The organism is Lederbergia sp. B243.17, from assembly GCF_057657925.1.
In genome coordinates this window covers 46,156-68,995 of the sequence record NZ_JBWBKF010000076.1, presented here as the reverse complement: position 1 = coordinate 68,995, position 22,840 = coordinate 46,156, and the positions used below count along the sequence as shown (strand labels likewise).

The window sequence follows — 22,840 nt, the reverse complement described above, 5'->3', positions numbered from 1 at the left end:
GAGTAAGTTGTCCATTTTTCGTCCGGTCGAGAAGGATATTGCAAGTCCATGCCAGCCGCCGCTATCTTTCCAATTTGAACCTCATTTGGTATGATAGAAGGTGGCGGGCTTTTTTCGTATAAGCAGACTGCCCGATAAGTTTTTGTTATGGAAAACCATAACATTCTTATTATTTACTTATGTATCTTCCTGTTATAAGATGGATACGGGGTAAAATTCCTAACTTATTATTAACATTTGTATTTTACTGGGGAAAGAGGAGGTTGTATCATGGCACAATCTAAGAACGATGTTTTTGGTGCTCGTTCTTCCTTTGAGCTGAACGGCAAACGTTATAATTTCTATCGTTTGGCCGCACTCGAAGAAGCGGGAGTTGCTGAAGTATCTCGATTGCCATATTCTATCAAAGTTTTGCTTGAATCCGTTTTGCGCCAAGTAGATGGCCGCGTCATTACAAAAGAGCATGTTGAAACCCTTGCCAAATGGGCAGAGGCGAAAGCGAATGAGGGAGAAGTTCCCTTTAAACCTTCCCGCGTCATCCTTCAAGACTTCACAGGCGTTCCTGCCGTCGTTGACCTTGCGTCTCTTCGGAAAGCGATGTCAGACATGGGCGGAAATGCGGAAAAGATCAACCCTGAAATTCCGGTTGACTTAGTTATTGACCATTCCGTTCAAGTTGATACGTACGGAACTCCAGAATCACTTCAAGTGAACATGGACTATGAATTTGAAAGAAATGCGGAGCGTTACCAGTTCCTGAGCTGGGCTCAAAAAGCATTTGACAACTACCGTGCGGTTCCACCTGCAACCGGTATCGTTCACCAGGTAAACCTTGAATATCTTGCGGATGTTGTCCATGAGATCGAAACGCCAACTGGCGACTATGAAGCGTATCCGGATACACTAGTCGGAACAGACTCCCATACGACGATGATCAACGGCGTCGGCGTTCTAGGTTGGGGTGTCGGCGGCATCGAGGCGGAAGCCGGAATGCTCGGACAGCCGTCTTATTTCCCTGTGCCTGAAGTTGTCGGCGTCAAGCTGACAGGCGAACTGCCAAACGGCGCAACAGCAACAGACCTTGCCCTAAAAGTGACGCAAGTATTGCGTGCACATGGCGTAGTCGGCAAATTCGTCGAGTTCTTCGGACCAGGCGTTGCTACTCTGCCGCTTGCAGACCGTGCAACAATCGCCAACATGGCACCTGAATACGGAGCTACTTGCGGATTCTTCCCGGTTGATAATGAAACACTCAACTACTTGCGCCTGACTGGCCGTCCTGAAGACCATATCCAAGTTGTCGAGCAGTACCTGAAAGAGAACGACATGTTCTTCACAGTCGACAAGCCGGAGCCGGTTTATAAGGATGTTGTTGAAATTAATCTGTCCGAAATCGAAGCAAATCTTTCTGGTCCTAAGCGCCCGCAAGATTTGATCCCGCTTTCCGGAATGCAGAAAGCATTCAAGGCTGCCCTTGCTGCTCCTGTCGGCAACCAAGGATTCGGGCTTGAGCCTGCTGAAATTACAAAAGAAGTGACTGTGAATTTCGCAGACGGAAGCGAAGCAACAATGAAAACTGGTGCTGTCGCGATTGCTGCAATCACAAGCTGCACGAATACTTCCAACCCATACGTCATGCTTGGTGCGGGCCTGCTCGCGAAGAAAGCCGTCGAAAAAGGTCTGGAAGTACCGAAATATGTGAAAACATCACTCGCACCTGGTTCTAAAGTTGTTACAGGCTACCTGCGTGATGCTGGCCTTATGCCATACATGTCGAAACTAGGTTTTGATCTCGTCGGCTACGGCTGTACAACATGTATCGGAAACTCCGGTCCATTAAAGGATGAGATTGAAAAAGCGATCCAAGAAAGCGATCTGCTCGTTACATCCGTTCTTTCCGGTAACCGGAACTTTGAAGGCCGTATCCATCCGCTTGTCAGAGGCAACTACTTGGCTTCACCGCCGCTTGTTGTCGCTTATGCGCTTGCTGGAACAGTCGACATCGACCTGAACAATGAGCCGCTTGGCAAAGACAAAGACGGAAATGACGTCTTCATGAAAGACATCTGGCCATCCAGAGAGGAAATCGTTGAAGTCGTTCATAAGACAGTCACTCCTGAACTGTTCCGTAAAGAATACGAGCATGTTTTCGATGACAACAAACGCTGGAACGAAATCAAAACAAGCAACGACCCGCTTTACAAATGGGATCAGGATTCCACATACATCCAGAACCCGCCGTTCTTTGAGAACTTGTCAACTGAAATCAAGACAGTTCAGCCATTGAACAACCTGCGCGTTGTCGGCAAATTCGGCGACTCCGTGACAACTGACCATATTTCACCAGCAGGTGCGATCGGCAAAGATACGCCTGCAGGCAGATACTTGCTTGAAAATGGTGTGGAACCACGCGAGTTCAACTCTTATGGTTCACGACGCGGAAACCACGAAGTCATGATGCGCGGAACATTTGCAAACATCCGTATCCGAAACCAAGTCGCACCTGGCACAGAGGGCGGATTCTCGACATACTGGCCAACAGGTGAAGTAAGTTCCATTTATGACACTTGCATGCGCTACAAAGAAGATGGCACTGGTCTTGTAGTCCTTGCAGGCAAAGACTACGGAATGGGCTCTTCCCGTGACTGGGCTGCCAAAGGAACAAACCTGCTCGGCATCAAAACAGTTATTGCGGAAAGCTTTGAGCGTATTCACCGTTCGAACCTGGCAATGATGGGCGTTCTGCCGCTTCAGTTCAAAAAAGGCGAAAATGCAGATGTCCTTGGCCTGACAGGCAAGGAAGTCATCAATGTCCAGATCGACGAAACAGTTAAACCGCGTGACATCATTAAAGTTACTGCGATTGCTGAAGATGGAACAAAAACAGAATTTGAAGCACTCGTGCGTTTTGACTCCGAAGTCGAAATCGACTACTACCGTAACGGCGGTATCCTGCCGATGGTACTTCGCGGCAAAATGGCTGAGTAATTTCGGCTGCAGCACCCTTTCTTTTACGGAAAGGGTGCTTTTTTTTATACTTTGTGAACAGAAATCGAAATGTTTGAAAATTATGTTTACAATCGGTCGTTCAAGGCCATATTAAATAGGGAGTGGGATGCGGAGGTCAGTTTTAGTCTCCAGCCCTTTTTATGATGAAAAGGATGTGAAGAAGATGAGAAGACCTGGCAAAAAGACGTTCTCCGACCTCATCCATGAGAATCGGCAAGCCTTGTTGAAGGACCGAGAAGCACTTGAGCGGATCGAAGACAAGCTCGAGGAAAAATATATGCGCCAAGGCTAATGTAGTGCATACATAGCCAGAAGCTCCTGTCACCAAGACGGGAGCTTTTTACATATCCCGTCAATCGCGACGCCCGGAATTTACTTTTTATCTTGTTGCCTTACCGGAAACTTCCCGGATAAATCGGTTCTCTTTGGCAAAAATAAGACTGAACAGCGTATGTGCCTGTTCTTCAATTTTCAGGACATCATGAATAGAAAAGGGGAGATTCGATCATGTCGAAATACAAACCGAAACCGGATGACCGCAGCGATAACGTGGAGAAGCTGCAAAACATGGTTCAAAATGCGCAGGAAAACATTGAGCTTGCGGAAGAGAGCATGGAATTTGCGAGCGAGCAGCAAGTGGAAGCAATCAAGGAGAAAAACGAGCGCCGCCGAGAAAGCATTGAAGGTATGCGCGAAGAGATCAAGGACGAAGCAGCCCATCAGCGCAAACAGTAACAGAACAGGAGCCGGCCACTCGCCGGTTCCTTTTGCTTTGTCGGCTTTCTTAACTTTGATACTATAGAAGTATCCCATGACAGTAAGGTGGTTGACCAAATGAAGATTTCGGAAACGGCGGTCGATGTCCGCTACGCGGAGACAGATCAAATGGGCATCGTGTATCATGCCAATTATCTCGTCTGGATGGAAATCGGGCGGACAAAATTGATCGAAGACCTCGGTTTTACATATGCAGGGATGGAAGAAGACGGCATCCTCGCACCTGTACTGGAAGCAAATGTCGTGTACAAGCAACCATTTAAATATGGGGACAGGGCGCTCATTAAAACATGGATAGAGGAGTATAACGGGCTCCGGGTTACCTATGGCTATGAAATCTGGAACGGAGATATTTTATCCATTACCGGGTATACAAAACATGTGTGTGTAAAAAAAGACAGCTTCCGGCCTGTCTCGCTGAAAAAGTTGTTCCCGGACTGGCATGAAGCGTATGAACGCGCAAAAAAACAACCATCAGAGGCAGGCGGGGACGATTGGCATTCGGCATAAACAGAGCGGAGCTGCGAAAATGGAAGCAGCAGATCGACAAAGGGGGCATCGCTTTTTTGACTCATTTTTGGGTCGATGAGCGTTTTCCTGGAACTAAAACAGTTACGAAGGTCGGTTGCAGCGATCTAGCTGAGCTTGCAGATTGGGGCAAAAAGTACGGACTGCGGCCTGAATGGATTCACGGGCGCACGGATGGCTACTCCCATTTCGACTTGATCGGACCGCGAGAAAGGGAGATCCTGCTAGCGGAAGGTTTGCAACCGCAGCTTGATCGGCTATACAAAGAAGACAGGGAGGATGCAAGATGAATATACATTTTACGGATGAAGCATTAGCATGGTTTATGGAGGAAATGGAGTTAGAGCAAGGAGATACTGTCCGCTTTTATGCAAGATACGGTGGATCAAGCCCCCTTCATGAAGGCTTCTCCCTCGGCATGAATAAAGAGGAACCGATGGAAATCGGCGCTGAAACGGAAAAGAACGGCATCAAGTTTTTTGTTGAAGAAAAAGACCTGTGGTTCTTCCAGGAGCATGATTTGTATGTAGGGTACGATGAGAAGCTGGATGAACCGAAATATGAATACAAATAAAGAGCTTGCGCTGGCAAGCTCTCCGTCTATCCGTTAAATCCATTTTACTTTCGGTTCGGTTTTCTCACGGATCCGTTTAATATTCGCCCTGTGCCTGTAGACGACGAAAGCCGTCAGGAGGGTAATGATCGCGATGAGCGGCCAGTCGTCCAGATGGAAGACGAGACAGTACACGATCCCAGCTAGGCCGGCGACCATCGAGGAGAGCGAAACGTATTTCGAGATTTTCAACACGATGAAAAAAACAGCAAGAAGAAATACAAACAGCAACGGCGCATGGCCAAGCAGGATTCCAGCTGATGTGGCCACGGCTTTTCCACCTCGGAAACCGGCGAAAACAGGAAACATATGGCCGATAGCGGCAAATACGCCAGATAGAAGCGGGTTCATATCTACACCGAAGAAGAACGGCAAGAACGTGGCGAGCGTACCCTTCAAAATGTCAGCGATCGTCACGATCAGGCCAGCTTTTACGCCTAAAATCCGGAATGTATTCGTGGCGCCGAGATTTCCGCTCCCGTGCTCACGGATATCTGTCCCATAAAAAACCTTGCCGACGATCAACCCGGACGGAATGGAACCGATCAAATATGATAAAATGATGATAAGTGCATAGAGCATCCACAAAACCCCTTTACCTTTCTACTCACACTAAGACCGGGGGAATGTCATTCCATTCCAGCCGTGCAACTGCAGAAACTTTCATCTTATTGTACCATGACAACTGGAAAAAGAGACAAAGATTTTTAATTTCAAAGGAGGCAACCATCATGCAAATCGAAAACCCGGATCGGAAAGAAATCGGCGCTATTTTAAAAAAGGCAAAAACGATTGCGGTTGTTGGATTGAGTGACAAGCCGGACCGTACCTCATATATGGTTACCGAGGCAATGCAGAAAGCTGGATATGAAATCATCCCTGTCAATCCGTCGGTAGACGAAGTGCTCGGTGTGAAAGCAGTCGCGAGCCTTAAGGATATCGGCAGGCATGTGGACATCGTCGATGTTTTCAGAAGGTCGGAATACCTCCCTGACATTGCCAAGGAATTCTTAGAAATTGATGCGGATGTGTTCTGGGCCCAGCTCGGACTTGCCAATGAAGAAGCATACAAGCTGTTGAAGGACAACAGGAAAACCGTCATCATGGACCGCTGCATCAAAGTCGAACATGCGATGACAAAATAGACAAAAACGGAAGCAAGCGCACCGGATTGCGCTTGTTTTTCTTTGTTCTTTGGAGTATCTTGAGAAAGCAACGGCCGGGACGATTTGCCAAAACCGGCGGAACGGTTATAAAATAAAAGGCATATGTGGATTTATAAGCCAAGCCCCGAGTGTGGGAGTGGGCGGGATAAGTCAGCTGTTCGAGGCGCCTCCGCTTTTCTGTGTCCAGCTCTGGGCGATAGGGGCTCGAGGTCATAAGCCAAGAACGGATAAAGGCTGGAAAGCGCCTTTTTCCGTTCTCGTCTTATGCTTGTCGCCCCTGTTCAATCGCCCTCCGCTTTTCTGTTCGCCTTATGCTTGTCGCAGCTGATCAAGGCGCCTGCGCACTTAGTTTAAGTATGGTATAATATACGAACGGGTGTTTGTTAGAGTGAAAAACGACTAAATATACAATAAGGGGAATGTAAGTGAATAGGAATGTGACAGATTACAATGATGAATCGATTCAGGTGCTGGAAGGCCTTGAGGCGGTCCGAAAGCGGCCGGGCATGTACATCGGCTCTACGGATGCAAGAGGCCTTCATCACCTCGTATATGAAATCGTCGACAACTCTGTCGATGAAGCGCTCGCCGGCTATGGCAGCGAAATTGACGTGACCATCCATAAAGATAACAGCATATCGGTCAAAGATAACGGGCGCGGCATGCCGACTGGGATTCACAGTACGGGGAAGCCGACGACCGAAGTCATTTTGACGGTGCTCCATGCAGGCGGAAAGTTCGGCCAGGGCGGCTACAAGACGAGCGGCGGCTTGCACGGTGTTGGTGCGTCGGTTGTGAACGCGCTTTCTGAATGGCTGACCGTAACGATCTGCCGCGATGGCTTTATTTATAAACAGGAATTCCGTGACGGCGGAAAGCCGGTCACGACACTAGAGAAAATCGGCACAACAAAGAAAACCGGTACGACGATCCATTTCAAGCCGGATCCGTCCATTTTCAGCACGACGGTATACAATTATGAATCGCTTGCGGAAAGACTTCGGGAATCGGCCTTTTTGCTGAAGGGGATGAAGATTGTCCTCACCGACCTGCGCAACGACGAGAAAGAAACATTCCATTATGAAAAAGGGATCGAGGAATTCGTCGCCTACCTAAATGGTGAAAAAGATGTCCTCCACCCTGTCGCCTATATCGAAGGGGAAGCATCAGACATTGAAGTAGAATTCGCCTTCCAATTCAATGACGGCTACTCGGAAAATATCCTTTCCTTCGTCAACAACGTCCGCACAAAAGACGGCGGTACGCATGAAGTCGGCGCAAAGACTGCGATGACGCGGATTTTCAATGAATATGCCCGAAAAGCAGGCTTGCTGAAGGAGAAGGACAAAAACCTTGAAGGAACGGACATCCGCGAAGGACTGTCTGCCATCGTCTCGGTCCGGATTCCGGAGAATATGCTCCAGTTCGAAGGGCAGACGAAAGGGAAACTAGGAACGAGTGAAGCGCGTTCGGCTGTCGATACAGTTGTAAGCGAGCATCTCGCCTATTTTCTAGCGGAAAACCCGGATGTCAGCTCTTTGCTTGTGAAAAAGGCAATCAAAGCCTCTCAGGCCCGGGAAGCGGCAAGAAAGGCAAGAGAAGAGGCGAGAACCGGCAAAAAGCGGAGGAAAACCGATGCTCTTTTATCCGGCAAGCTTACTCCGGCACAGTCTCGCAACCCGCAGCGGAACGAGCTGTATCTCGTTGAGGGAGACTCGGCGGGCGGATCGGCTAAGCAGGGGCGTGACCGCCGTTTCCAGGCGATCTTACCGCTTAGGGGAAAGGTCATCAACACGGAGAAGGCGAAGCTTGCGGATATTTTCAAAAACGAAGAGATCAACACGATCATCCATACGATCGGTGCCGGCGTCGGTGCTGATTTCACTGTAGAGGACGCCAATTACGATAAAGTCGTCATCATGACCGATGCCGATACGGACGGTGCCCATATCCAGGTGCTCCTTCTTACCTTCTTCTATCGCTACATGAAGCCGCTTCTTGAAGCGGGGAAAGTGTTCATCGCCCTGCCGCCGCTTTATAAAGTGAGCAAGGGCTCCGGCAAGAAGGAAGTTGTGGAATACGCATGGACAGACGATGAACTCGATAAAGTGACGAAAAAAGTCGGCAAAGGCTATATGCTCCAGCGTTACAAAGGACTTGGGGAAATGAACCCTGACCAGCTGTGGGAAACAACGATGAACCCGGAAACGCGAACATTGATCAGAGTAAAAATTGATGATGCAGCCCGTGCGGAGAAACGCGTCACGACCCTGATGGGAGACAAAGTGGAACCGCGGCGCAAATGGATCGAATCAAACGTAAAATTCGGACTTGAGGACGATCACAGCATCCTAGAAAACGAACATGTGTCAAATGAAGGGGGACCAATGTTTCCATGAGTGTTGAAGAAAGATTTCAAGATTTGCCTTTGGAAGAAGTGCTCGGCGACCGCTTCGGCCGCTATAGTAAATATATAATTCAAGAACGTGCGCTTCCGGATGCCAGAGATGGCTTAAAGCCGGTTCAGCGGCGGATTCTGTTTGCGATGCATACCGAAGGGAACACAGCGGACAAAGGCTTCCGTAAATCCGCTAAAACCGTCGGGAACGTCATCGGTAATTATCATCCGCACGGCGACAGTTCCGTTTATGAAGCAATGGTGCGGATGAGCCAGGATTGGAAGGTCCGTAATCCTCTGATCGAGATGCATGGCAACAACGGCTCGGTTGACGGCGACCCTGCCGCCGCGATGCGTTACACAGAAGCGAGGATTTCTCACATCGCTTCTGAGCTGCTCCGCGACATCGACAAGCGGACGGTCGATTTCATTCCGAATTTCGACGATACATCTACCGAACCGACCGTGTTACCAGCGAGGTTCCCTAACCTGCTCGTCAACGGTTCGACTGGAATTTCGGCAGGGTATGCGACTGACATCCCTCCCCATCAATTGGGTGAAGTGATCGATGCCGTTCTCATGCGGATGGACCAGCCGGGCTGTTCTGTCGACGAGCTGATGACCGTCATGAAGGGACCGGATTTCCCGACAGGCGGCATCATCCAGGGCGTTGCCGGCATCAAGAAGGCATATGAAACCGGCAAGGGCCGGATTATCGTCCGGGGCAGGACGGAGATTGAAGAGATTAGAGGCGGCCGAAAACAGATCGTCATTACAGAAATCCCGTACGACGTCAACAAGGCCAATCTTGTGAAAAGAATCGACGAGTTCCGGATCGACCGCAAGCTCGAAGCGATCGCCGATGTTCGCGACGAGACCGACAGGACCGGTCTCCGGATTGTTGTCGAATTGAAAAAGGAAGCCGATGCAGAAGGGATTTTACAATACCTGTTTAAAAACAGCGACCTGCAAATCACATACAATTTCAATATGGTGGCAATCGAAGACCGGCGCCCGAAGCTGATGGGCCTTGCCGAATTGCTCGATGCCTACATCAATCACCAAAAAACAATCGTCACCAACCGGTCGCGCTTTGATCTGGAAAAGGCACAGGAACGCCAGCATATCGTCGAAGGTTTGATGAAAGCCTTGTCGATTCTCGATGAAGTGATTGCGGCAATCCGCGCTTCAAAAGACAAACGCGATGCGAAGGAGAACCTGATCGCCAAATTCGGCTTCAGTGAAAAACAGTCCGAAGCGATCGTCTCCCTGCAGTTGTACAGACTGACGAATACCGACATTACGGCACTCCGTGAAGAAGCGGAGGAGCTGCAGAAAAAAATTGAAGAACTGACCTCAATTCTCGGCAGTGAGAGGAAGCTTGCCAGTGTCATCAAGAAGGAATTGAAGGAGATCCGCAAAAAGTACAATGACGAGCGTAAAACGGTCATTGAGGCGGAAATCGCCGAGATTAAGATCAACCTTGAAGTGATGATTCCAAATGAAGACACGATGGTAACGGTGACAAAGGAAGGCTACGTAAAACGGACAAGTCTCCGCTCTTATTCTGCCTCAAACGGCCAGGACTTCGGGATGAAGGAAACCGACCGGCTTCTGTTCAAGGAGGAGCTGAACACGACCGGCACTCTCCTTTTATTCACAAACAAAGGCAATTACATTTACATGCCGATCCATGAAATCCCCGACATCCGCTGGAAGGATCTTGGCCAGCATATTGCCGGACTTGTGCCGATTCCACGGGATGAGGATATCATCAAGGCGATGCCGATTAAAGATTTTACCGAAGACCAATTTTTGCTGTTCATCACGAAAAACGGAATGGCGAAGAAGAGCGTATTGTCGCTTTACAAGGCTCAGCGCTACTCCAAGCCGCTTGTCGCCGTGAATGTGAAAAACGATGACGAGGTCGTCGATGTGCATTTGACGGACGGAAAACAGAACATTTTCATCGCGACGAACCAGGCGTATGGTGTTCTTTTCCCAGAAGAAGAAGTCGGTCCAGTCGGAGCGCGTGCAGCCGGCGTCAAAGGGGTTAACTTGAAGGAGGGCGATTATGTTGTCGGCGGAAAAGTCTTTGCTGATACAGAAAACCCGGCTATCGTCCTAGCGACGCAAAGGGGCGCCGTCAAAAAAATGAAGCTGTCTGAGTTTGAAATGGGTTCGCGGGCGAAAAGAGGCGTTGTCATGCTCCGTGAACTGAAAAGCAATGCCCACCGCGTAATTGGAATCGAGCTTGTTCATGACGGAGGCAAGCTGCTGCTCCGAAGCGAAAAAGGAAAGATAACCGAAATTGATACCGCGTCCCTGCGTTTCGTTGATCGTTATTCAAATGGTTCATTTGTCATGGATGAAACGGAAAGCGGTCATGCTGTCGAATTGTATAAAGAGCCTTCTCAGCCACCTGAGCAGCAAGGATGAGCCGGGCCCATGCACGATTGAAGATAAAATGAATAATATCCGGTCGCTGAATGGTTAAGACGACCGAAAAAAGCTGATTTTCCCGCAATATGCGGTGGAATCAGCTTTTTTTTATACCTTCAAACGGCTGATGCTTACATTGCTTCATGGTGTTTTTTCATAGATCAAAAGTGGTTTTTTTAATTTTTTTGAAAAATGCATGTTAATACAGTTGAATAAATTTTTATTCAATGTATAATAAAATAAAACTTCGGCAGCTGAAAAGATTTTGAAACTGGAAATTGAAATCACCCATTAAGAGTACAGAGGCAGGCTGTTTAAAATAGGCTAAGAGAAGAGAAAAAGGAGGAGACAGAATGAAAGCTGGCATTGTCGGAGCGACAGGGTATGGCGGCGCAGAATTGATCCGTCTGCTCCTCGCCCATCCAAAGTTCACCATTTCCGCATTGTATACGTCTTCCAAGGACGGTGCGGAAATTGCATCACATTACCCGCATTTGACCGAGATTGTCCCGATGAAGCTCGGGGCGATCGATCCCGATACGATCAAAAATGAAACGGATGTCGTGTTCCTCGCTGTCCCGACGGGGGTGGCTTCAGAGCTCGCTCCCCAATTGAGGGAAGCTGGCTGCACCGTCATCGATCTATCCGGAGATTTCCGGCTGAAAGAAAACGGCCAGTACGAAAAATGGTACAAAAAAACGCCAGCAGAGGAAAAATGGCTTGATGAAGCGGTCTACTCCATCCCTGAGTTGAACGGGGAAAACGTAAAAGGGAGCTCCTTCATCTCCAATCCCGGCTGTTACCCGACAGCCACGATTCTCGGCCTCGCACCGCTCGCCAACGAGAACCTCATCAAAGAGGACTCCATCATCATTGATGCGAAATCTGGCGTTTCCGGAGCCGGCCAGACGCTTTCATTCGGCACTCTATATAGTGAAGCGAATGAGAATCTATCCATTTATAAAGTAAATGAACATCAGCATATACCGGAAATCGAGCAGGCGCTCGCCTCGTTCGGATATACCCGGCCGATCACTTTCAGCACACATCTTGTCCCGATGACGAGGGGCATTATGGCCACCATCTACGTTCAGCTGAAAGAACAGACGGACGAAAAGGCAATCCGTGATCTATATAAGAAATTTTACGAGAATAAACCATTTGTCAGAGTAAGAGAAGCAAAAAGTTACCCGAAGACGAAGGAAGTGGCCGGATCCAATTATTGCGACATTGGCATTTCGGCCGATCCGCGCACAGGAAGAGTGACGATCATTTCTGTCATCGATAATCTCGTCAAAGGAGCAGCAGGGCAGGCGATCCAGAATGCGAATCTTCTGTTCGGCTTTGAAGAAACCGACGGGCTCACCCAGTCGCCATACTATCCATAAACCGATTACCCAGGAGGGAACAAGATGCAGGCAACGAGCAGCATAACAATCACACCGGTGAAAGAGGGGAATATCCTCTCGCCAAAAGGCTTTTCAGCCGCCGGAATCCATTCGAAAGTCAAAAGAAAAAGAAAGGACCTCGGGCTGTTGTATTCGGAAGTCCCGGCTGAGGCGGCCGCTGTCTATACGACGAACCAGATTGTCGCTGCCCCGCTTACGCTGACAAAGGAAACGATTGCGAAGGAAGGGAAAATCCAGGCAGTCATTATCAACAGCGGAAACGCGAACGCCTGCACAGGCAGACAAGGCATGCTCGATGCGTATCGGATGCGAAACGAAACAGCGGAAATGCTTTCGGTTCCGGAAGGATATGTCGCTGTCGCATCGACAGGCGTTATCGGCGAAGCAATGCCGATGGAGAAGATTTCTGCAGGGATCAAACAGCTCATTCCGCAGACAAATGAACAGGCCGCGGACGATTTTAACGAAGCGATCCTGACGACGGATACATGTAAAAAGTCAACATGCTATGAAACACTTATCGGCGGGAAAAAGGTGACGATGGCCGGCTCGGCAAAAGGCTCGGGCATGATAGCACCGAACATGGCGACAATGCTCGCATTCATTACAACGGATGCGGCTGTCACTGCTGAACATTTGCAGAACGGACTGAATATAGCTATCAATGAAACTTTTAACCGGATCACCGTCGACGGAGATACGTCAACGAACGACATGGTCCTTGCCATGGCAAACGGACTTTCCGGCAATGAGCCGCTCTCCCCGGACCATCCGGATTGGAAGGTATTCGTCGATCTATTGAAACGTGTATGTGAAGACCTTGCTGTCGCAATTGCAAAAGATGGTGAAGGTGCGACGAAACTAATCGAAGTAGAAGTATACGGCGCGCATTCCGATGAAGAAGCAGGAATGGCAGCAAAGAAAATTGTCGGCTCCGACCTCGTGAAAACGATGGTCTTCGGTGCAGACCCGAACTGGGGACGGATCATGGCGGCACTTGGCGCAAGCAGCATCACACTTGACCCAGAGTCGATTGACATCAAAATCGGCGGCTATCCGCTGCTGTTGAAAAGCCAGGCGGCAAACTACTCCGAAGACGAGCTGAAAGCATACCTGGGCAATGAAAAAATTGAAATCGCAGTCGATCTCCATGTCGGGGAAGGAAAAGGCAAAGCATGGGGCTGCGACCTGACATATGACTATGTGAAAATCAATGCGAGTTACAGAACATGACCGACTAAGGAGTGCGTAGGCATGAAGAATATCATCGTCCTCAAATGCGGCGGCAGTATGATCAATGAAATGACAGACGAATTTTTTCAAAGCATCAAAATGCTGCAGGATAGCGGCACAGATCTCGTCATCGTCCATGGCGGCGGTCCGGCGATCAATGACCTGCTCGGAAAGCTTTCGATCGAATCAGAATTCATCAATGGCCTTCGCAAAACGACAGCTGAAACGATTGATGTTGCAGAGATGGTGCTCTCCGGCTCCATGACGAACCGGCTCGTCCGTTCCTTGCAAAAACAGGGCGTCCGGGCGCTCGGCATGACGGGCTTCGACGGGGCTTGCATCCAGGCGAAAGCGAAGGATTTTTCGACGCTCGGCTACGTCGGCGACATCGTCCATGTAGACGGGGAGTTTATTGAGACGATTCTTTCGATGGGCTACCTGCCGGTCATTTCTCCTATCGCTCTCGGCATCGATGAAGGCGAGCGGTACAACGTGAATGCCGATACAGCGGCGGCTGCAGTTGCGGCTGCTCTCGGCGCAAAGACACTTCTTTTCATCACGGATGTACCGGGTATTCTCAACAACGGAGAACTGATACCGGCTGCAAATGAAAATGAGATTGAAAAAATGATCAGCGAACGCGTGATCACCGGAGGCATGATCCCAAAGGTGGAAGCTTGCCTTGCAGGCCTCTCACAAGGTGTGGAGGAAACGATGATCGTCAGCGGACGGGAACCGCTCCTGCAAAACGGCAAACTCGCAGGAACGGTAATTAAAAAGGAATTGGAGGCAATCAAGTGATGGATCATGTATTCGGCAATTATGGCCGCTGGGATCTTGAAATCGTATCAGGAAAAGGAGCCAACGTTACCGGTGCGGACGGAAAAAAGTATCTCGATTTCACTTCCGGCATTGGCGTCTGCAATCTCGGCCACTGCCATGAAGCACCTGTTCTAGCGGTAGAGGAACAGCTTCATACACTCTGGCATGTGTCCAACCTTTTCAACAGCTCACTACAGGAGGAGACAGCCGAAAAACTTGTTCCATCAGATGAATATGTCGCCTTCTTTTGCAACAGCGGGGCTGAAGCGAATGAAGCGGCGATCAAACTCGCCAGAAAATATACAGGCAAGCATAAGATCATCACGTTTAACCAGTCCTTTCACGGACGGACGCTTGGCACGCTTGCCGCTACAGGTCAGGACAAAGTAAAGGAAGGGTTCGGGCCATTGCTTGAGACGTTCGTCCATTGCCCGTTCAATGACTTGGATGCCCTCCGTTCGACGATAGATGGGGAAACCGCTGCTGTTATGCTGGAAGTGATCCAGGGCGAAGGCGGCGTACACGTGGCAGATGAGGAATTTCTGAAAGGTGCAGAAAAGTTATGTCAAGATCACGGACTGCTGCTCATTGTCGATGAAGTGCAGACGGGAATCGGCAGAACAGGAAAGAAATTCGGCTACGAGCATTATGGAATCTCTCCTGACATTATCACCTCGGCCAAAGGGCTTGGCAACGGCTTTCCGGTCGGCGCGATGATCGGGAAGAAAAAGCTCGGTGGGGCTTTCGGTCCGGGCAGCCATGGTTCAACATACGGCGGAAACCCGCTCGCCATGAGAGCAGCAGGTGCCGTACTTGGCGTCATGGAAAGCCCTGGCTTCTATGAAGAAGTGACAGAAAAAGGCGAATGGCTGAAAGAACAGGCAGCATCCCTTTTTGCAAAAGTAGAAGGGTTCAAGGAAGTACGGGGGATAGGCTTGATGCTCGGCATCGAATTTGCCGATGACACCACTTCCTGGATTAAGAGTTTGCGAGAAAACGGTCTGCTTGTGCTGCCAGCCGGCCCGAATGTCATCCGATTCCTGCCTTCGCTCACGATTAGCCGCGAAGAGCTGAAAAAAGGACTCGATATGATCCAAAAAACAATCCTTGAAAAGTCTGCCTGCGAGACAAACCTCGTCTGACAGGCCTGCTTTCGAAGAACCAGAGGAAAACAATCGCTATAAATGCATAAAAATTCGAAAACATAAGTAAAAATGCGCAAAAGAAAAGAGGAGATCATCATGGAAGGTGCACTTATGCTGGGCAATGGCCAAGTATATAAAGGCCATTGGTTCAGCGAACCGAAGACGATAACCGAGGAAGTGATTTTTTTCACCGGGATGACCCGTTTTCAGGAGTTCATCACCGATCCGCTGGCAAAAGGAAAGATTGTCATCGCTACCTATCCCGGCATTTTTAACGAAAAAGCCGATGAAAAGCGGTTCGAGAGCGGTACAATCCAAATCGGCGGCCTGATCACACAGCAGGAGCCTTCCGGAGAATGGCTGAATCACTTTCAAAACGCCGGTGTGCCGATATTGCTTAGCGAAGACACGAGGGCGATGATCAAAAACCGAAAAGATATCGGAGAGTTGCCAGCTGTAATCTCCTGCGGGAAGGAGAACAAAGCCACAGTCCCGGCAAAAGAAGAGACCAGTGTCCCGGTGACCATTAATACTAAAGGCAGCAGCCACCTTCTTTTGATCGATTTCGGCGCTTCACGCTCCCTGCTTCGTTTTTTAGAGGAGGAAGGCTACAAAGTCACCGTTGTAAAACCAGCGTCAGCGTTTGAACAAGCAAAAGCTCTCTCACCCGACGGCATTATATTTTCGGGAGGACCCGGTCGTCCAGAAGAACACTCTGCTTTCAGTAAAATGTTTGGAGAAATCGCCAAATCCGCACCGACAATCGCTTTCGGGCTCGGAGCACAGCTCATCGCCTCGGCATTCGGCGCCAAGATCGAGAAGCTTGCAACCGGCCACCGCGGCTTTGCCCAACCCGTTGTTGAGCAAGAGTCGAATAAAGTGTTCATGACAAAACAGAACCACTTGTTCTCTCTAAAAGAAAATGCGATGAAACCGAGCGGTCTTCTTGTCACGTACCGAAATGTTCAAGACCAGACCATTGAAGGCTACAAGCATGAGCGCTATCCGATCCAGGGCTTCCAGTTCCACATTGATCGTGCCGAGAAGTCTCTTGCAAAACGAATGTTCAGCGATTTCAGCAATCAGATCAAGGAAAGAAAAGGAGCAACCGTCTATGCCTAAGCATCCTACCTACAAAAAAGTACTCGTCATCGGCTCCGGACCGATCGTCATCGGCCAGGCGGCAGAATTTGATTACGCCGGCACTCAAGCATGCGCAGCACTTCAAGAGGAAGGCTGCGAAGTCATCCTCGTTAACAACAACCCGGCGACCATTATGACCGACCATGAATTCGCCAATGAAATCTACTTTGAACCGCTCACCGTTCCAAGTTTGACGGCTATCATCGAAAAAGAGAAGCCGGACGGGATTCTTGGAACGGTCGGCGGTCAAACCGGTCTGAATCTTACCGTAGAACTGCACCAGGCGGGCATATTGGAGAAATACGGCGTCAAAGTACTTGGCACTTCGCCAGAATCGATCATCCAGGGAGAGGACAGGGAAGCGTTCCGCTCTCTGATGCATCAGCTTGGCGAACCGGTGCCTCCGAGTGAAATCATCGGAACGGTCGAGGAAGCATGCGAATTTGCCGAAAAGATCGGTTTTCCGCTCATCGTCCGTCCAGCCTACACGCTCGGCGGAGGGGGAGGAGGCATCGTCGATACGCTTGAGCAGCTGACGAAGGTGGTCCAAAACGGACTCGATGCGAGCCCGATTACCCAATGCCTATTGGAGAAAAGCATCGCCGGCTTCAAAGAGCTGGAATTTGAAATGATGCGCGACGACAACGATACATGCCTTGCAATCTGCAGCATGGAAAACTTTGATCCGGTCGGCGTCCATACAGGCGACTCGATCGTAATCGCCCCGCAGCAGACACTAAGCGGCGACGAATATGAAGCCTTGCATGCGTCGGCATTGAAAATTATCCGTGCGCTGAATATCATCGGCGGCTGCAACATCCAGTTTGCCCAGGATCCGGACAGCAGCCAATACTACCTGATCGAGGTCAACCCGAGGCTAAGCCGTTCCTCCGCCCTCGCATCAAAAGCCGTCGGTTATCCGATCGCGAGGATTGCCGCAAAAGTAGGCCTCGGCTATCATCTCCATGAAATCCTAAATCCCGTCACTGGCATGACATTTGCCAGCTCCGAACCTGTTGTCGACTATACCGTCGTAAAAATGCCGCGGCTTCCGTTCGATAAATTTTCCGAGGCGGAAACGAAACTAGGTACTCAAATGAAGGCGACCGGTGAAATCATGGCGATTGAAAAGCAGCTGCCGCAAGCACTGCAAAAAGCAATCCGCTCGCTGGAAGTGAAGCTTTCAGGACTCGTTCTTGATGGCATCGGCGAAGCTTCAGATGAGCAGCTCTGGAAATCGGTCAAGGAAGCGGATCACATCCGCCTATTTTCGATCCTTGAACTGATGAGACGTGGTGTTTCTGTTGATGAAATCGCAGGTGCTTCCCATATTACGAAACGCTTTTTACAAGTGCTCGATCAATTGATTGCACTTGAAAAGGAAGCGAAAGAAACCAATATCGAAGACATCAGCCCGGCTTTTTTACGGACGTTGAAAAAACAAGGATTCACTGACGAGTGGCTTGCTGGAGCATGGGGTTGCGAGGCCGCTGTCGTCAGAGAAAAACGGAAAGAGCTCGGCATCATACCGGTCTACCATATGGTCGATTCTTGTGCAGGTGAATTCCCTGCGGAAGCCCCGTACTTCTATTCAACATGGAATGGCGGCCATGACCGTCCTGCCCAGTTCGACAAGCCGAAAATCGCAATTATCGGCTCAGGGCCGATCCGGATCGGCCAGGGTCTCGAATTCGATTACTGTACGGTGCACGGGGCATGGGCGTTGAAGAAGGAAGGGTATGAAACGGTACTGATTAACAACAACCCAGGAACCGTCTCCACTGATTTCCAGGTGGCGGACCGCCTTTACTTTGAACCGCTCCATCTTGAAGATGTACTGAACGTGCTCCAGCACGAAAAGCCGGACGGGGTCATCGTCTCCTTCGGCGGCCAGACCGCTATCAATCTCGCGGAAGGCCTGGAAAAGGCAGGCATCCCGCTATTATCGATTAATCAGGATCAGATTGACAGAGTCGAAGACCGCGAACGCTTTTACGAGCTGCTTAACCAGCTCGATATTCCGCATATCCCCGGCCTGATGGCAGAAAATGCGAAGGAACTTGCAGAAAAGGCAGAACAGCTCGGGTATCCGATCTTGCTCCGCCCATCGTACGTAATTGGCGGCCAGGGAATGGAAATCGTAGAAGATGAAAATGCACTCGATGCACTGCTGCCGTCCATTCAGTATCCGGTTTTAGTCGATGCTTATTACCGCGGGACAGAGCTTGAAATAGACGTACTTTCCGATGGAAAAGATGTCTTCATTCCCGGCTTTTTCGAGCATCTGGAAAAAGCGGGTGTTCATTCTGGCGACAGCATGGCAGTAACGCCGCCGGTCACAGTAGAAGAACCCTACATGAAACTTGCGGAAGAATACGCGAGGAAGCTGGCAGAAGAGCTTGAATTCAAAGGGCTGTTCAATATCCAGTTTGTCATTCACGAAGGCATATTGTACGTACTGGAAGTAAATCCGCGCGCTTCAAGGACCGTTCCGCTCATCAGCAAAATATCCGGGATCAACATTATCGAGGAAAGCATCAAAACGATGATCGGCAAACCGCTGGCAATCACCCAGCCGGAACCAGCCTTCTATGCATTGAAGAACCCGGTTTTCTCAACCGGCAAGCTCCCAGGTGTCGATCCGGTTCTTACGCCGGGAATGAAATCGACGGGCGAAGTGATCGCCTTTGGCCATACTTTCGAAGAAGCTCTCGCAAAAGCCGTTCATTGGAAAAAGGACGGAAAAAACAAAGCGGCCGTTTATGTCGATGTGCCCGCAGAGGCCGAGAAAGACATCCTGCAGCTTTTGAACGATACAGGCGCCATTGCGGTAACAGAGAAGCAAGGAAGCATAAAAGAGGCTCTGAAACAGCATCCGGGCCTGATCCTATACAGCGAGAAGAAAGACAAAGAAGGGGAAGAGAACCGGATCGCGGCATCACTCTCCCAGCTTCTTGTCATCACGGAAAGAGAAACACTCATCCACCATCTAGCTGCAGAAGCTCCAACAATAGGAGAGCCGCAGACGGTAAAACAATGGCAGACGAAAAACAAGGAAAAGGTGAACTGATATGAAAACAGAAGTCATGGCAATCCAAGGGAAAAGCGTGCTGACGCTCGCAGAACTGACTACAGAAGAAATCCAAAGTGTGCTCGACTTGGCTTCTCAACTGAAAAAAGAACGCCAAAACGGCATCCCGCATGAACACTTGAAGGGCAAGACGCTTGCGATGATTTTTGAAAAATCTTCGACAAGAACACGCGTTTCCTTTGAAGCGGGCATGTTCCAGCTCGGCGGCCATGCCCTATTCCTCTCCCGAAACGATATTCAGCTTGGCAGAGGGGAAACGGTCGAGGACACAGCAAAAACACTATCCCGCTACGTCGACGGCATCATGATCCGCGCCTATTCCCATGAAGGCGTAGAAAAGCTTGCAGAGGCAGCAGATGTTCCGGTAATCAACGCCCTGACAGACGACCACCATCCGTGCCAGGCGCTTGCCGATCTGTTCACGCTGCAGGAGAAAAAAGGGGAGCTGGCCGGCAAAAAACTGGCCTATATCGGCGACGGCAACAATATGGCCCATTCCTTGCTGATAGCCTGCGCCAAGCTTGGCGTCGACTGTGCGATCGCATCGCCTGAAGGCTATGAACCTAAGCAGGAAATCGTTGATGAAGCGAAAGAGATCGCTGCTTCAACCGGCGCCTCAATCCTCATTACCAACAATCCAGAAGAAGCCGCAAAAGATGCGGACGCCATCTACACAGACGTCTGGACGAGCATGGGCTGGGAAGAGGAGGAAGCAGCGCGCCTCGAAGCATTCCGCCCGTACTGTGTAACAGAAAAACTGCTATCGATTGCGAATTCGGACGTGATCTTCATGCATTGCCTGCCGGCGAAAAGGGGGGAGGAGGCGACTGCATCCGTCGTGGACGGCCCGCATTCGGTCATCTTCGACCAGGCCGAAAACCGTCTCCACGTCCAAAAAGCGCTGCTCGTTTCATTGATGTCCTAAGCACCAATCGTAGGCTTTTGCCATATGATGCAGTATGACAAGTAAAAGGGGAGCTGCACGATGGAAAAGCTGCAAACAATCCGGTTCACGGTCATCGTCATTCCACCTGCGACCAAATACGGACCGGTTGACGGACGAAAATATACGATGACAAAAGAAACGGCTACATCAGAAGGCGTACTCAATATCGGCATCGACTACCAGTATCCATCAGAAGAACAAAATCCACATTGGATGCTGAGAGCCGAATGGATGCCGCGCCTCGGCGAATACGTTTTGACTGGAACACTGGTGAATTTCCTTGAAAAAGACGAAGAAACAGCTGAAGACCAATTTCTGGAATTGCAGGCGTGCATACCGGAAATACTCGGAACATTGATCAAAAAAGACGAAGCGTTATACCAGCACGTGCCATGGCTGCTGGATGCACCGATATACCTGAACTACGAATCGAAATATCCGCAGCTGCGTACAGTCGATCAGTACGGAACTCCGAGACGTTACTTGCTGAATGGATAAGTAAAATCACAAAAGACCGCAGAAAAAAACGTAACCGCGGATCTTTTGTGATTTTTCATTTCGTCTCACTATTAATAGTATACTTTTGATACGAGACATTTAACGCTTTGTTTCTTCAACTTCCGATAATTTATATTATGTCCATGGCGTTCCGTTAAAATACAAAATGCTATCCCCCTATTCTACTCGGTGCCGAAAACTCTGCTTTTTCAGGCTGGCAAGGTCAATGAAAGAAACGCTGTGCTCAATCACATCATTGATAAATAACTTATGCTCTTTAGCAAATTCTTTTGTTCTCGTAAGAAGTTCTTCATCATACGTCGTTTTATACTGAATCCGATCCTTTGGACGCAATTCCTTGTTGTATGTAATGACATTATGTTTCATCAGATTTCCCAAGCCATTCTCAAGCAAATAATTCACATGCGTGTAATTCCGATCAGCCATGATCTGCAGCTCTTCAAGCAGCGATTTGCTGATATTCGTCCGGAATGCAACCCTGGATTTGTCTGTAACCGGCACAAGGCCGTCTTTTGTTTGTTTCCACATGTATATCAACCTTTCCACGTATTTTTATAGCTCATTTCAGTATACCACATGAAAGAACGAACGTTTGCCTGTTACTCTTTACTTTCTTACATACATAACTAACGTTCTCATGTCCCATCATGTGAAATTTTACTTTTCTTAAAATTTCAGCCGATTAAGTGATAGAATAGAAATTGCAGTGACATATTTAGCGGATGGGCGGTTGGCACTCCCTTGGGAAAGGGGGTGTTACATGATGGTGACTTACGAGGCAATCAATATGATGTTCCAATTCGGAATGTTCCTAATGGCGACGGCAACAGCCATTGTTGCGTTGATTGCTCTATACACCAATAGAAAAAAGTAACCTCCCTCCGCTACGGTCCAAGTAGAATGGGCGGTTACTTTTTCTAAGGTAAACTTCCTAATTTGCGGCCAGCCGCACTTCATGCGGATGTCAGCTGCGATCGACCGGGTGTTGACGCACTCGGTCTTTCTTATTATATATTCAGTTTACCACAGTTATACGGAATATACACCTGTTTAAAGCCTTCCCGAAACGCTCCATTCAATCACCTGTGCTTTTGAATTGTTCCCATCAGACAGCTTTCTTTTGCTTTGTGCCCCTTGGTTTATATTTATTCCCTGTGACAAAAATGAAAGGCGTTCCAATGATGGTCGGCAACAGCCAGAAGAAAATAACCGGCAGTTCATTGAGTACTGGTATGTTGGGCACGTTCACTACGATTGTTGCTGTTACGATGCCGATATAAGATCCCAACATCCCGCCTATATGGACACTCAGCCAATTTTTCCGCCTGTTTTTAGCGGATAAATAACCGGTTAGAGCAAGTGCATAGGAGAATACAGCGATGTAAAAGAGATAGGCACTCTCTTCCCAGTGCATAATAGACAAGAAAACAGCCGAAATAAATACCAAAACATAAGACCAATGATAAATTTCACCGGAAGTAGTATGCTTACCCCGTCTTTTTCTCGACGACATGGCGAAAATACCACTAACCAAACAAATAATGCCTGTTACAATATGGATAATTAAAAACAATTGGAACAAAAAATATCCTCCCTTTC

The 22,840-nt window shown here is 49.1% G+C and carries 21 protein-coding genes; 18 read left to right on the top strand and 3 right to left on the bottom strand.

Annotated features, from left to right (window positions below):
- Positions 1-270 precede the first annotated feature (270 nt).
- The 6 genes from acnA (at position 271) to AC0TWI_RS14290 (ending at position 4,888) form a co-directional block, all read left to right on the top strand.
- A complete protein-coding gene (gene acnA, locus AC0TWI_RS14315; protein ID WP_488127013.1) occupies positions 271-2,988 on the top strand; it encodes an aconitate hydratase AcnA in 2,718 nt (905 codons plus the stop codon).
- Positions 2,989-3,172: 184 nt separating this feature from the next.
- On the top strand, positions 3,173-3,301 hold the full coding sequence (locus AC0TWI_RS14310; protein ID WP_488127012.1) for an FbpB family small basic protein: 129 nt from the start codon (positions 3,173-3,175) through the stop codon (positions 3,299-3,301).
- A 215-nt stretch (positions 3,302-3,516) separates the two neighbouring features.
- The gene (tlp, locus tag AC0TWI_RS14305; protein WP_488127011.1) at positions 3,517-3,744 is read left to right on the top strand and encodes a small acid-soluble spore protein Tlp; all 228 of its coding nucleotides are present in this window, start codon (positions 3,517-3,519) and stop codon (positions 3,742-3,744) included.
- 99 nt (positions 3,745-3,843) lie between these two features.
- Positions 3,844-4,296 carry an acyl-CoA thioesterase gene (locus AC0TWI_RS14300; RefSeq protein WP_488127010.1) on the top strand — a complete coding sequence of 151 codons (453 nt, stop codon included), beginning with the start codon at positions 3,844-3,846 and terminating at the stop codon, positions 4,294-4,296.
- Entirely contained in the window at positions 4,281-4,604 is a 324-nt protein-coding gene (locus tag AC0TWI_RS14295) for a hypothetical protein (RefSeq protein WP_488127009.1), read from the top strand. The genes AC0TWI_RS14300 and AC0TWI_RS14295 overlap by 16 nt, the downstream gene beginning before the upstream one ends.
- Complete coding sequence (locus AC0TWI_RS14290; RefSeq protein ID WP_488127008.1) at positions 4,601-4,888, top strand: HesB/YadR/YfhF family protein; 288 nt, start codon at positions 4,601-4,603, stop codon at positions 4,886-4,888. The genes AC0TWI_RS14295 and AC0TWI_RS14290 overlap by 4 nt, the downstream gene beginning before the upstream one ends.
- Before the next feature lie 33 nt (positions 4,889-4,921).
- Here AC0TWI_RS14290 and plsY read toward each other — a convergent pair whose 3' ends face one another.
- A complete protein-coding gene (gene plsY, locus AC0TWI_RS14285; protein WP_488127007.1) occupies positions 4,922-5,509 on the bottom strand; it encodes a glycerol-3-phosphate 1-O-acyltransferase PlsY in 588 nt (195 codons plus the stop codon).
- A gap of 149 nt (positions 5,510-5,658) precedes the next feature.
- Here plsY and AC0TWI_RS14280 point away from each other — a divergent pair, with 149 nt between their 5' ends.
- From AC0TWI_RS14280 to AC0TWI_RS14230, 11 genes are all read left to right on the top strand, one after another.
- The gene (locus tag AC0TWI_RS14280; protein WP_488127006.1) at positions 5,659-6,072 is read left to right on the top strand and encodes a CoA-binding protein; all 414 of its coding nucleotides are present in this window, start codon (positions 5,659-5,661) and stop codon (positions 6,070-6,072) included.
- Between the two features lie 446 nt (positions 6,073-6,518).
- Complete coding sequence (gene parE, locus AC0TWI_RS14275; RefSeq protein WP_488127005.1) at positions 6,519-8,492, top strand: DNA topoisomerase IV subunit B; 1,974 nt, start codon at positions 6,519-6,521, stop codon at positions 8,490-8,492.
- Positions 8,489-10,930, top strand: a complete 2,442-nt coding sequence (gene parC / locus AC0TWI_RS14270; RefSeq protein ID WP_488127004.1) for a DNA topoisomerase IV subunit A — start codon at positions 8,489-8,491, stop codon at positions 10,928-10,930. Before parE ends, parC begins: the two co-directional genes overlap by 4 nt.
- A 356-nt stretch (positions 10,931-11,286) precedes the next feature.
- On the top strand, positions 11,287-12,321 hold the full coding sequence (argC, locus tag AC0TWI_RS14265; RefSeq protein WP_488127003.1) for an N-acetyl-gamma-glutamyl-phosphate reductase: 1,035 nt from the start codon (positions 11,287-11,289) through the stop codon (positions 12,319-12,321).
- Positions 12,322-12,345: 24 nt separating this feature from the next.
- The gene (argJ, locus tag AC0TWI_RS14260; protein ID WP_488127002.1) at positions 12,346-13,575 is read left to right on the top strand and encodes a bifunctional glutamate N-acetyltransferase/amino-acid acetyltransferase ArgJ; all 1,230 of its coding nucleotides are present in this window, start codon (positions 12,346-12,348) and stop codon (positions 13,573-13,575) included.
- 21 nt (positions 13,576-13,596) lie between these two features.
- Positions 13,597-14,376 carry an acetylglutamate kinase gene (gene argB, locus AC0TWI_RS14255; protein ID WP_488127001.1) on the top strand — a complete coding sequence of 260 codons (780 nt, stop codon included), beginning with the start codon at positions 13,597-13,599 and terminating at the stop codon, positions 14,374-14,376.
- The gene (argD, locus tag AC0TWI_RS14250; protein WP_488127000.1) at positions 14,373-15,539 is read left to right on the top strand and encodes an acetylornithine transaminase; all 1,167 of its coding nucleotides are present in this window, start codon (positions 14,373-14,375) and stop codon (positions 15,537-15,539) included. The genes argB and argD overlap by 4 nt, the downstream gene beginning before the upstream one ends.
- 99 nt (positions 15,540-15,638) lie before the next feature.
- Positions 15,639-16,664, top strand: a complete 1,026-nt coding sequence (locus tag AC0TWI_RS14245; protein ID WP_488126999.1) for a carbamoyl phosphate synthase small subunit — start codon at positions 15,639-15,641, stop codon at positions 16,662-16,664.
- Positions 16,657-19,755: a carbamoyl-phosphate synthase (glutamine-hydrolyzing) large subunit gene (gene carB / locus AC0TWI_RS14240; protein ID WP_488126998.1), complete on the top strand. Its 3,099-nt coding sequence runs from the start codon at positions 16,657-16,659 to the stop codon at positions 19,753-19,755. Before AC0TWI_RS14245 ends, carB begins: the two co-directional genes overlap by 8 nt.
- A gap of 1 nt (position 19,756) precedes the next feature.
- A complete protein-coding gene (gene argF, locus AC0TWI_RS14235) occupies positions 19,757-20,701 on the top strand; it encodes an ornithine carbamoyltransferase (RefSeq protein ID WP_488126997.1) in 945 nt (314 codons plus the stop codon).
- Between the two features lie 60 nt (positions 20,702-20,761).
- On the top strand, positions 20,762-21,220 hold the full coding sequence (locus AC0TWI_RS14230) for a staygreen family protein (protein WP_488126996.1): 459 nt from the start codon (positions 20,762-20,764) through the stop codon (positions 21,218-21,220).
- A gap of 177 nt (positions 21,221-21,397) precedes the next feature.
- On the opposite strand, the gene AC0TWI_RS14225 is transcribed toward AC0TWI_RS14230, so the two are convergent.
- Positions 21,398-21,769 (bottom strand): rRNA methyltransferase, encoded by a 372-nt coding sequence (locus AC0TWI_RS14225; protein ID WP_488126995.1) that lies wholly within the window; start codon positions 21,767-21,769, stop codon positions 21,398-21,400.
- Positions 21,770-22,001: 232 nt separating this feature from the next.
- On the opposite strand from AC0TWI_RS14225, the gene AC0TWI_RS14220 reads away from it, so the two are divergent.
- Positions 22,002-22,115 carry a putative holin-like toxin gene (locus AC0TWI_RS14220; protein ID WP_488126994.1) on the top strand — a complete coding sequence of 38 codons (114 nt, stop codon included), beginning with the start codon at positions 22,002-22,004 and terminating at the stop codon, positions 22,113-22,115.
- Between the two features lie 231 nt (positions 22,116-22,346).
- Here the strand turns inward: AC0TWI_RS14220 and AC0TWI_RS14215 are convergent, their stop codons facing one another.
- The gene (locus AC0TWI_RS14215; protein WP_488126993.1) at positions 22,347-22,823 is read right to left on the bottom strand and encodes a DUF2306 domain-containing protein; all 477 of its coding nucleotides are present in this window, start codon (positions 22,821-22,823) and stop codon (positions 22,347-22,349) included.
- Positions 22,824-22,840: the final 17 nt, after the last annotated feature.

Excerpts from the sequence above, each read along its gene's own strand:
- acnA (WP_488127013.1), top strand. The coding sequence starts at position 271 with ATGGCACAATCTAAGAACGATGTTTTTGGTGCTCGTTCTTCCTTTGAG.
- AC0TWI_RS14310 (WP_488127012.1), top strand. The coding sequence starts at position 3,173 with ATGAGAAGACCTGGCAAAAAGACGTTCTCCGACCTCATCCATGAGAAT.
- tlp (WP_488127011.1), top strand. The coding sequence starts at position 3,517 with ATGTCGAAATACAAACCGAAACCGGATGACCGCAGCGATAACGTGGAG.
- AC0TWI_RS14300 (WP_488127010.1), top strand. The coding sequence starts at position 3,844 with ATGAAGATTTCGGAAACGGCGGTCGATGTCCGCTACGCGGAGACAGAT.
- AC0TWI_RS14290 (WP_488127008.1), top strand. The coding sequence starts at position 4,601 with ATGAATATACATTTTACGGATGAAGCATTAGCATGGTTTATGGAGGAA.
- plsY (WP_488127007.1), bottom strand. The coding sequence starts at position 5,509 with ATGCTCTATGCACTTATCATCATTTTATCATATTTGATCGGTTCCATT.
- AC0TWI_RS14280 (WP_488127006.1), top strand. The coding sequence starts at position 5,659 with ATGCAAATCGAAAACCCGGATCGGAAAGAAATCGGCGCTATTTTAAAA.
- parC (WP_488127004.1), top strand. The coding sequence starts at position 8,489 with ATGAGTGTTGAAGAAAGATTTCAAGATTTGCCTTTGGAAGAAGTGCTC.
- argC (WP_488127003.1), top strand. The coding sequence starts at position 11,287 with ATGAAAGCTGGCATTGTCGGAGCGACAGGGTATGGCGGCGCAGAATTG.
- argJ (WP_488127002.1), top strand. The coding sequence starts at position 12,346 with ATGCAGGCAACGAGCAGCATAACAATCACACCGGTGAAAGAGGGGAAT.
- argB (WP_488127001.1), top strand. The coding sequence starts at position 13,597 with ATGAAGAATATCATCGTCCTCAAATGCGGCGGCAGTATGATCAATGAA.
- AC0TWI_RS14245 (WP_488126999.1), top strand. The coding sequence starts at position 15,639 with ATGGAAGGTGCACTTATGCTGGGCAATGGCCAAGTATATAAAGGCCAT.
- carB (WP_488126998.1), top strand. The coding sequence starts at position 16,657 with ATGCCTAAGCATCCTACCTACAAAAAAGTACTCGTCATCGGCTCCGGA.
- argF (WP_488126997.1), top strand. The coding sequence starts at position 19,757 with ATGAAAACAGAAGTCATGGCAATCCAAGGGAAAAGCGTGCTGACGCTC.
- AC0TWI_RS14230 (WP_488126996.1), top strand. The coding sequence starts at position 20,762 with ATGGAAAAGCTGCAAACAATCCGGTTCACGGTCATCGTCATTCCACCT.
- AC0TWI_RS14225 (WP_488126995.1), bottom strand. The coding sequence starts at position 21,769 with ATGTGGAAACAAACAAAAGACGGCCTTGTGCCGGTTACAGACAAATCC.
- AC0TWI_RS14220 (WP_488126994.1), top strand. The coding sequence starts at position 22,002 with ATGATGGTGACTTACGAGGCAATCAATATGATGTTCCAATTCGGAATG.